Origin of the sequence: Sphingomonas sp. (genome assembly GCF_031380695.1) — a bacterium.
Lineage (GTDB): Bacteria > Pseudomonadota > Alphaproteobacteria > Sphingomonadales > Sphingomonadaceae > Sphingomicrobium.
The window spans coordinates 1-9,358 of the sequence record NZ_JANMWY010000076.1; the positions used below are offsets into that span (position 1 = coordinate 1).

10 protein-coding genes are annotated in these 9,358 nt (G+C 67.2%); 5 read left to right on the top strand and 5 right to left on the bottom strand.

The annotated features are described in order from the left end of the window. The 5 genes from RMN84_RS02950 to RMN84_RS12275 form a co-directional block, all read right to left on the bottom strand. On the bottom strand, positions 1–331 hold a 331-nt coding region (locus RMN84_RS02950), incomplete at its 3' end, for a CrcB family protein (protein ID WP_309610714.1). Continuing rightward, positions 328–1,281: a DUF808 domain-containing protein gene (locus tag RMN84_RS02955; protein ID WP_309610715.1), complete on the bottom strand. Its 954-nt coding sequence runs from the start codon at positions 1,279–1,281 to the stop codon at positions 328–330. The genes RMN84_RS02950 and RMN84_RS02955, both read right to left, overlap by 4 nt. A 198-nt stretch (positions 1,282–1,479) precedes the next feature. Further along, entirely contained in the window at positions 1,480–1,905 is a 426-nt protein-coding gene (locus tag RMN84_RS02960; protein WP_309610716.1) for a type II toxin-antitoxin system PemK/MazF family toxin, read from the bottom strand. 127 nt (positions 1,906–2,032) lie between these two features. After that, positions 2,033–2,872, bottom strand: coding sequence for a hypothetical protein (locus RMN84_RS02965; RefSeq protein WP_309610717.1), 840 nt, complete (start codon positions 2,870–2,872; stop codon positions 2,033–2,035). Then, positions 2,824–2,982, bottom strand: coding sequence for a DUF6471 domain-containing protein (locus tag RMN84_RS12275; RefSeq protein ID WP_405051427.1), 159 nt, complete (start codon positions 2,980–2,982; stop codon positions 2,824–2,826). Before RMN84_RS12275 ends, RMN84_RS02965 begins: the two co-directional genes overlap by 49 nt. A gap of 319 nt (positions 2,983–3,301) precedes the next feature. Between RMN84_RS12275 and serS the strand changes: the two genes are divergently transcribed. From serS to RMN84_RS02990, 5 genes are all read left to right on the top strand, one after another. Then, positions 3,302–4,561 (top strand): serine--tRNA ligase, encoded by a 1,260-nt coding sequence (gene serS / locus RMN84_RS02970; protein WP_309610718.1) that lies wholly within the window; start codon positions 3,302–3,304, stop codon positions 4,559–4,561. A 7-nt stretch (positions 4,562–4,568) separates the two neighbouring features. Next, entirely contained in the window at positions 4,569–5,279 is a 711-nt protein-coding gene (locus RMN84_RS02975) for an alpha/beta fold hydrolase (RefSeq protein WP_309610719.1), read from the top strand. Positions 5,280–5,353: 74 nt separating this feature from the next. Then, positions 5,354–6,100: a hypothetical protein gene (locus tag RMN84_RS02980; protein ID WP_309610720.1), complete on the top strand. Its 747-nt coding sequence runs from the start codon at positions 5,354–5,356 to the stop codon at positions 6,098–6,100. Next, positions 6,018–7,523: a DNA polymerase Y family protein gene (locus tag RMN84_RS02985; RefSeq protein WP_309610721.1), complete on the top strand. Its 1,506-nt coding sequence runs from the start codon at positions 6,018–6,020 to the stop codon at positions 7,521–7,523. Before RMN84_RS02980 ends, RMN84_RS02985 begins: the two co-directional genes overlap by 83 nt. Continuing rightward, positions 7,523–9,358 (top strand): PHP domain-containing protein (locus RMN84_RS02990; RefSeq protein ID WP_309610722.1); only part of this gene is annotated, 1,836 nt, incomplete at its 3' end. The genes RMN84_RS02985 and RMN84_RS02990, both read left to right, overlap by 1 nt.

Sequence of the window (9,358 nt, forward strand, 5' to 3'; positions counted from 1 at the left end):
CCGCGCCGAGCGACAGCAGCACCGACGCCGCGACATAGGCCGCCGCCTGCCCGACCGCCCCGCGCTGCCACAGGGTCAGCGCAACCAGCCCGAACGCCGAAAAAGTCGTAAACCCGCCGAGCACCCCGCTCAGCAAAAACAGCCGCCACGGCTCGCTGCCCCCGCGCCCGACGAACCACCCGGCAAGCAACCCCATCACCAAACACCCGGCCACATTGACCGCCAGCGTCGCCACCGGCGCGCCCCAGCCGCCGACCACCGCCACCCGCCCGACGCCATAGCGCAGCACCGCGCCCAGCCCGCCGCCGACGAACACCAGCAGCGGGTTCATGCGCTCGCCGCGCCCGGCCGCCGCACCCGCGCGATCAGCTTGAGCACCCCGACGATCGCCCCGCCGACGACCAGCGCCACCACCGCCGCCGCCAGCGCACTCGCGATCCACGCGGCCACCGGCTCGACCGGCCCCCCCGCATGGCCGATCGCCGCCGACACATCGTGGATCGCGTCGGGCAGATGGGTCAGCCCCATCTCGTCCATCCCGTGCACGAGGATGCCGCCGCCGACCCACAGCATCGCCGCCGTCCCGACCCCCGACAGCGCGGTCAGCAGCCACGGCACGAACGCGATCAGCCCGCGCCCCACTGCCGCCATCGCCCCCTTGCGAGTCCGGCACAGGTGCAGCCCGATATCGTCCAGCTTCACCACCAGCGCGACCGCGCCATAAACCCCCGCCGTGATCGCCAGGCCGACGATGGCCAGCACTACCGCCTGCTCGACGATCGTCCGCCCCTCCAGGCTGGCCAGCGCGATCGCGATGATCTCGGCCGACAGGATCAGGTCGGTGCGGATCGCCCCCGCCACCTGCCGCGCCTCCAGCTCCGCCGGCGTGTCGGCCTCGGCCAGCTCGGCCTCCTCATGACGGTCGTGCGTCGCCAGTTCGACCAGCTTTTCGGTCGCCTCATACGCCAGATACGTCCCGCCCAGCATCAGCAGCGTTGTGATCGCCCACGGCAAAAACGCCGACAACAGCAGCGCGATCGGCACCAGGATGAGCAGCTTGTTCTTGACGCTGCCCAGCGCGATCTTGCCGATGATCGGCAATTCGCGGTCGGGCGTCAGGCCGGACACATAGCGCGGGGTCACCGCCGCATCGTCGATCACCACCCCCGCCGCCTTCCCCCCCGCCGTCCCCACCGCCGCGCCGATATCGTCGAGCGACGCCGCGGCGGAGCGGGCAATGACGGCAATGTCGTCGAGGAGAGCGATGAGTCCGGAAGCCATGAGCGCGGGGATAGCGGAGTAGGTGGGGGATGGCGAGGAGGTGAAGCTGAACCACACCTCAAACAAAAAGCCCCGCCTAAGCGGGGCTTTCTCGACTACACCGTAGCGCGGCTTGCGTTCGCCACAATCTACGGCGGCCCCTGGTGGGGTCTTAGACATGGACAGCCGAAGCTGGAGCCACGCTGGCTATGTACGTTTTTAAAGGTGATTTGTCAATGAGCCAAGCCCAATGCCGCTCAAGACACAACGCCGAATGACGGTCAGCTTCTCATGCCCAACGGAGTGCAGATAATACATCCGTTTGCCGTTCCGATCCTTACCAATTCGAATGAAATCAAGCCGATGCAAGGCGACTGTATAGATCATGTCGCCTTTGACCCACACCCCATCGCTTTCCCAATGATCCGGCAGTTTGGGCCGAATATCGATTTGCGCATGGCATGCAAGCGGAGGCACAGGCGGGGTCGTACTGAGCGCAACAACCGTGCACAGATCCGGACGCCCGCGCATTTTCGGGCTGATGACGACTACCGGACGGCGCTTGACCATCTCCGGCGCACGGAAGCCCGGTTCGAAATTACATGTGAGTACAAGCCCCACGGGAGGATGCTCACGAAGAGCCATAGCACTTCTCAAAAGGGGGCGGCGGTGCTATGAACAACGCCGCCGGTTTTAGCTGTTAGCCCGCAGTCGAGACCGTCACCCTGGCCGGGGTGGCGGCCTCTTTCATTTAGCCTATGTCGCCTTTGCTCTAGTGAGTATGGAAGGACATCATACCATAGCGGCGCGCTCTTATTTTAATGCTAAACAAGTCTTTTACGCCCAATCCATCAAACATAAACAAGTCCGTTTGCCGCTCATTAAAAACGTCCCAATATTCGGCTTCAACCTCAAATCCCAAATAACTCATTTTGTCATCAAACCGTCCGTTGAGAACAGTCTGAGAAACTAGGATCGACGAGATGATAGGTACCACGCTGCTGGACAGGTCACCAATTGGGTCAAGTGTCTCGCCAAGAGGGTTAGGCAGTCCTTTCGTCATGACGTGCGGTCTCAGTCGAAGCTGAAGCTTACGGGCTGGCGACTGCCCAGAGTTTGTAACGGTAAAATCGACGGTGAGGCCTTTTCCCGGGTCATAGGATTGAGCGGAGACCCCTACGCTCAAATAGGCGCGCACTTGAGCCTTGCCGATCTTTTCTGTAATCGTGTTGGCTTCGCGTCCAGCTTTCAGCGACAATTCCGTCTGGCGCAGCGTCCAGATCAGGGCGGCAAGGCCCAACGAGCTGACGATAACCTGCAAAACGCTCGCCCAAGCGGACCACTTCGTCCAACGGGCCGCACCCTCTTGCGCATCAAGATTGCGGCTTTCGCGCTCGCTATTGTCTGCGGATTGCTGATCGTCACGGATGGATTCCAGCACATCTGCAATTCGCCCGCTATCGAGAGAGCGCTTGTCGAGGGCTTGTCGTGGGTGTTTGGCGGGGGGCTTGTAGCGTTCGGCATCAATTTGCTGGAAGCCTACAGCCAGCAGAATAGAGAGTGCTACGAGTCCGAAAGCCGCAGCGATGTAGCGCCGATAGCCTCTAAGCATTGATCAGGAACACCGCCGTAAAGTTTACCACGGGCAAGCTTGTTCCTGATGTTCGGTTCAGAGTCCACCACGCCAATCGCCACCATCTGCACGGCCTGTCCTGATCCCATACGCCGAACCGTCCTTTCGCTTCATGCAGGGTTCGGGTTCGCGCAGAGGCGCGGAGGCGCAGACGGTAAGAAGGATTTTCACACGAAGGCACGAAGGCACGAAGAGAAGGAGTCAGGTTCGCTGCGCTCCGCGCGAAGCGCTTCCGACCCTCTTTCTCCGGGCCGCCGCGCCTCCGCGCGATCCCCATTCTTCTTCTTCGCGCCTCCCCCTTCCTACCTTCGCGCCTTCGCGTGAAACCAAACCCCACCCACCCCACACGCCCCCCACCAATAGGAGGGCGACTTGCCTCCCGCGCCCGTTTCGCGCAACGAACCGCCCATGCTCAGCATGGATTTCATCAAGGCGAACCGCGCCGCCGTCGACCGCGCCATCCGCGACAAGAATGTGCACGTCGACATCGACGCGCTCCTCGCCCTCGACCAGTCGGTCCGCGCGGCGAAGGGCCAGGTCGACACGCTCCGCGCCACCCGCAACGCGATCAGCGCCAGTTTCAAGGACGCCCGGCCCGAGGACAAGGCCGCGCTCGGCGCGAAAGCCAAGGAAGCCGGCGCGCAGGCCAGCGCGATCGAGGCCGACAGCGCCGCACAGGAAGCCGAACTCAAGGCCCTCATGCTCCGCCTCCCTGGCATCCCGTGGGACGGCGCTCCGGTCGGTCCCGACGAGAGCAGCAATATCGTCATCCGCACCGAAGGCTCCGTCCCCGCCTTCGGCTTTCCCCCGCTCGACCATGTCGCGCTGATCGAGCAGAACGACTGGGGCGACCTCACCCGCATCGTCCAGGTGGCGGGATCGCGCACCTATTGCCTCAAGGGCCGCCTCGCCCTGCTTGAAACCATGCTGATGGGCTGGGCGATGCAACAGGTCGCGGCGGCCGGCTTCGTGCCGATCACCGTCCCCGCCATCGCCCGCGAACAGGCCTTCCTCAACCAGGGCCAATTCCCCGGCCACCGCGACGAAACCTATCAATTGCCCAATGACGACGCTTGGCTCGCCGGCACCGCCGAAGTCGCGCTGACCTCGCTCCATTCGGGCGAGATCCTCGACCACGCCCAGCTCCCCATTCGCTACGGCGGCCTCTCGCCCTGTTTCCGCCGCGAGGCGGGCAGCGCCGGGCGCGACGTGCGCGGCCTGCTGCGCGTTCATCAATTCCTCAAGGTTGAGGCGTATATCATCTGTGCGGCCGACGAAGCGGAGTCCGCGTCGTGGCACGCGAAGCTGCTCGGACTGGCCGAGCATCTGCTGACCGAGCTCGAAATCCCCTATCAGGTGATCGAGACCTCGACCGGCGACATGGGACTGGGCAAGTTTCGGATGAACGATATCGAAAGCTGGGTGCCGAGCCTCGGCAAATATCGCGAGACGCACAGCTGCTCGACGCTCCACGACTGGCAGGCGCGGCGGGCCAACCTCCGTTACCGCGATGCCGACGGCAAGGTGCGCTTCGCCCACACCCTCAACAACACCGCGCTGGCGAGCCCGCGCATCCTCGTGCCCCTGCTCGAAAATCACCAGACCCAGGACGGCCGCGTCCGCCTGCCCAAGGCGTTGCAGGCGATGATGGGCGGCGAGTTTCTGTAGGCCCGGCATGGAGCTGACCGAGATCGATCCCGACGACCGCGCCCCCTCCGGCTGGCTGCGCATCGGCGAAGTGGCGTGGCATTTGCCGCGGCTGCTGGCCGGGCTCGGGCCGCTCGGGCCGCGCGGGCCTGAGGGTGGTCCGCCGGCGTTGGTCCTGCCCGGTTTCCTCGCCGACGATCGCACCACGATGGAGCTTCGCCGCGGCCTCGCGCGCGGTGGCTGGCGAACCTATCCATGGGAGATGGGCACCAACAGGGGGGCGAAGGCCGACACGCTCGAGCTGCTCGGGCGGCGGCTCGACGCGGTCCATGATCCGCGCAAGGTGCTGCTCGTCGGCTGGAGCCTCGGCGGATTGTTCGCGCGCGAGCTGGCGCGCACGCATCCGGCCAAAGTGCGCGCGGTCGTGACATTGGGTGCACCTTTCTCGGGTGATTTGCGCACGAACACCAATGTTCGCCGCCTCTACGAGTGGGTTGCGGGCCATCCGGTCGATCAGCCGCCCTTTCCGCGCATCACCGACAAGCCGCCGGTGCCGACCCTCGCCTTGTGGTCGCGGCGCGACGGCATCGTCTCGGTCCGCTCGGCACGCGGCCTGCCCGGCGAGCGCGACCGCGCGGTGGAGATCGACGCCAGCCACATGGGGTTCGCCGTCTCGCGCCCGGTGCTGAGCCGTGTCGTCACCGAAATCGACCGCTTCCTCAAGGACGTCGAAGGTTAAATTCTCTTCGGTTGACTCCCCCCACCCGACTCGCGGTATGAGAACAAAACTAGAACAAGAGCGTTGCGAGTCGTGTGGCCCAAGGTCTTTCCCTGGTCGGCGGCGGACCCTTTCGGCCGCCTTCCGAACATGCCCCCGAGCGGGAGACGGGGGCGGCGTGCGCGCCCTCTCTGGTCGCACTGCCCGCGCCGTCCGGCTCGACGCTTAGCGAGATCTTCGCCGCCTCCCCGCGTGACGGCGGGGCGACCGGTTTCCTCCTCGCCCACCTCATCCGCGCTTTGCCCGATCGCCAGCGCCCGTTGCTGTGGGTGCAGGAGCGGATGGCGATCCTCGAGGGCGGGCGGCTTTATCCGCCAGGCCTGGGCGCCCTTTTTCCTGACATACCCGACCTCATCCACGTCGAGGCGCGCGATGCCCGCGCCGCGCTGTGGGCGATGGAGGAGGGGCTGAGATGTGCGGCGCTCGGTGCCGTGATCGGCGAGCTGTGGGGCGACCCCGGCGCGCTCGACTTTACCGCGACGCGGCGGCTTGCCGTCGCCGCCGAGCGGTATGGCGTGGCCGCTTTTTTGATTCGACTCGGCGGCCACGCCAATTTGAGCGGCGCGCGGATGCGCTGGCGGATCGGCAGCGCGCCGTCGCTACCCCACGAGTTCGACCCGCGCGCACCGGGCGAGGCGACATGGGATGCCGAGCTTTTCCGGGCGCGCGGTGCAGCGCCGGGACGATGGATCGCCGCCCATGACCGGGCGGCGGATCCTGTCGGTGTGGTGGCCGTTCCTGCCGATCGAACGCTGGCAGCGGCTGAGCGGAGCATCGCCTGACACCACCGTCGCGCTGGTCGAGGAAGCCCAGCACGGCCAGCGCATCGTCGCGGTGACGACAGCGGCGGCGGCCGGCGGAGCGCACCCCGGCATGCGCCTGACCGACGCCCGCACGCTATTCCCGGCGTTGGCGGCAGTCCCGGCCGACACGGCGGGGGATGCGGCGCTGGTCGAGCGGCTGGCGCGCTGGGCCGGCCGCTGGTCGCCGCTGGTCGAGGTCGATGGCGGTGACGGGCTGCGGCTCGATGTCACGGGAACGGCGCATTTGTTCGGCGGTGAGGAGGCGTTGCGCCAAGAGGTCGAGGCGCGGTTCGCGGCGCAGGGCCTGACGACGCGGGTGGCGATTGCCGCAACGGCGGGCGCGGCATGGGCGCTGGCGAGATATTCGCGCTCTCCTCGCGGGAGAAGTGAGGATGACCTCGCCCCCTTGCCCGTCGCGGCGCTGCGCCTATCACCGCAAGCCAACCACACCCTCCACCGGCTCGGTCTCAAGACCATCGGCGCGCTTGCCGGAGTGCCGCGACGCAGCCTCGCGCGGCGCTTCCGCGAGGCCGACAATCCGCTCGATGCGCTCGACCGCGCGCTGGGCCGCACGCCCGAGCCGCTGACCGCGCTGGCGGTCGAGCCGCCGCCGCGCGCCACGCTGCGGCTGGCTGAGCCGGTCGCCGATCCAGCGGTGCTGGGGCAGGCGCTGGCGAAGCTCGCCGATCCCCTCGCGCGCATGCTGGCCGCCCGGCGGCTGGGTGCGCGGCGGATTCTGCTGACCGCGTGGCGGATCGACGGCGAGGTCGGCGAGGCCGGAGCCGAGACCTCGCTGCCGACGCGCGAGGCGGCGCATCTCGTCCGGCTGCTGGCGGAGAAGGTCGGCAGCATCGACCCAGGCTTCGGGATCGACGCCTTCGCCCTGACCGCCACGTGGTGCGAGCCGCTCGACGCCGCGCAGGACGCGCTGATCGGCGAGGCGCCCCGCGAGCGCGAGCTGGCGCGGCTGGTCGACCGGCTGACGGTGCGGCTCGGGCCGGGTCGGGTGCAGCGGCCGGAGGCGCGGGCGAGTCATTTGCCGGAGCGGGCAAGCAGGTGGGTGAGTGGGATCTTCAGCCCCTCTCGCAAGCAGGAGGGGGACGAACGGGCCCGCCCCGCCCGCCTGCTCGATCATCCCGAGGCGATCGGCGTGATCTATGCCACGCCCGAAGGCATGCCGCGCCGTTTCGTGTGGCGGCACGTCGTCCATGACATCGCCCGCGTCGAGGGGCCCGAGCGGATCGCGCCCGAATGGTGGCGGCAACCGGGGGGCACCCGGCTGCGCGACTATTACCGGGTCGAGGACAGCAAGGGCTGCCGCTACTGGATCTATCGCGACGGGATCGCCGGCGACGGGCGCGGCGGGGCGCCCGACTGGTATGTCCACGGCCTGTTCGGCTGATGCCTGAATCATCGCTCTTCACCCGGCGCAAGCTGGTGCGCCACGACGACATGCCGCCGCCTCCGGTGGCGCGGGCGGACTTTGTCGAGCTGGGCGTGACGACCCCGTTCAGCTTCCTGCGCGGCGCGTCGGACGCGATCGAGCTGGTACTGACCGCGCTCGAACTGGGGATGGATATGATCGGGGTGGCCGACCGCAACACGCTGGCCGGGGTGGTACGGATGCACAGCGCGGCCAAGGGAGCGGGGCTGCGGCCGCTGATCGGGTGCCGGATCGAGCCGATCGATGCGCCCGCGTTGCTGGCGTATCCGAGGGACCGCGAAGCCTATGGCCGGCTGTCGCGGATGCTGTCGCTCGGCAAGATGCGCAGCGCCAAGGCCGAGTGCGACTTGACGCTGAGCGAGGTCGCGCTGCACGGCGAAGGGATCAACTTCATCGCCATGCCGGACGAGGATCTCAACGCCTTCGAGGCGGCGCTGCCCGCGCTCGCCGCCGCCCTGCCCGGCATGCGCCATATCGCCGCCGCGCATCGTTATCGCGGCGACGACCTCGCGCGGATCGAGCGATTGGACCGCATGGCGCGGGCGCACGGGTGCACCATCCTCGCCACCAACGACGTCCATTACCACGCCCCCGACCGCCGCCCGTTGCAGGACATCATGAGCTGCATTCGTGAGAAGGTGACGCTCGCCACCGCCGGCTATCGGCTCGATGCCAACGCCGAGCGGCACCTGAAATCCCCGGCCGAAATGGCGCGCCTGTTCGCCCGCTGGCCCCACGCCGTCGCCGCCACCCGCGACTTCGCGGACGCGCTCACCTTCAGCCTCGACGAGCTTAAATATGAATATCCACGCGAGAGCGTGCCCGACGGGCTGAGCCCGCAGGCGCATCTTGTCCGCCTGACCTGGGACGGCGCGGCGGGGCGGTGGAGCGACGGCATTCCCGACACCATCACCGCGCAGCTAAACCACGAACTCGCGCTCATCGAAAAGCTCGATTTCGCCCGCTATTTCCTGACCGTCCACGACATCGTCGCCTTCGCCCGCACCCTCGACCCGCCGATCCTGTGCCAGGGGCGGGGCAGCGCGGCCAACAGCGCAGTCTGCTATTGCCTGGGCATCACGGCGGTCGATCCCTCGACCAACTCCTTGTTGTTCGAGCGCTTCATCTCCGAGGAGCGCAAGGAGCCGCCCGACATCGACGTCGATTTCGAGCATGAGCGGCGCGAGGAGGTGATCCAGCACATTTACCAGAAATACGGCCGCGACCGCGCCGGGATCGCCGCGACCGTGATCCATTACCGCCCGCGCTCGGCGATCCGCGAGGTTGGTAAGGTGATGGGGCTGAGCGACGACGTCACCGCCGCCATCGCCGCGACCCACTGGGGCAGCATGGAGGCCGACATCGCCGAGGAGCGGGTCGGCGAGGCCGGGCTCGACTTCGCCGACCCGCATCTGCGCCGCACGGTGATGTTGGCGCAGCAGCTAATCGGCATGCCACGCCATCTGTCGCAGCATGTCGGCGGCTTCATCCTGACCGAACGACCGCTGATCGAGACGGTGCCGGTCGGCAATGGCGCAATGAACGACCGCACCTTCATCGAATGGGACAAGGACGACATCGAGGAGCTGGGCATCCTCAAGATCGACGTGCTCGCGCTCGGCATGCTGACCTGCATCCGCAAGGCGTTCGACCTGATCGAGGCGCATCATGGCGAGCGCTGGGAGTTGGCGACCGTGCCGCGCGAGGAGGTGGGCGTGTACGACATGCTGTGCAAGGGCGACAGCCTCGGCGTGTTCCAGGTCGAGAGCCGGGCGCAGATGAACATGCTGCCG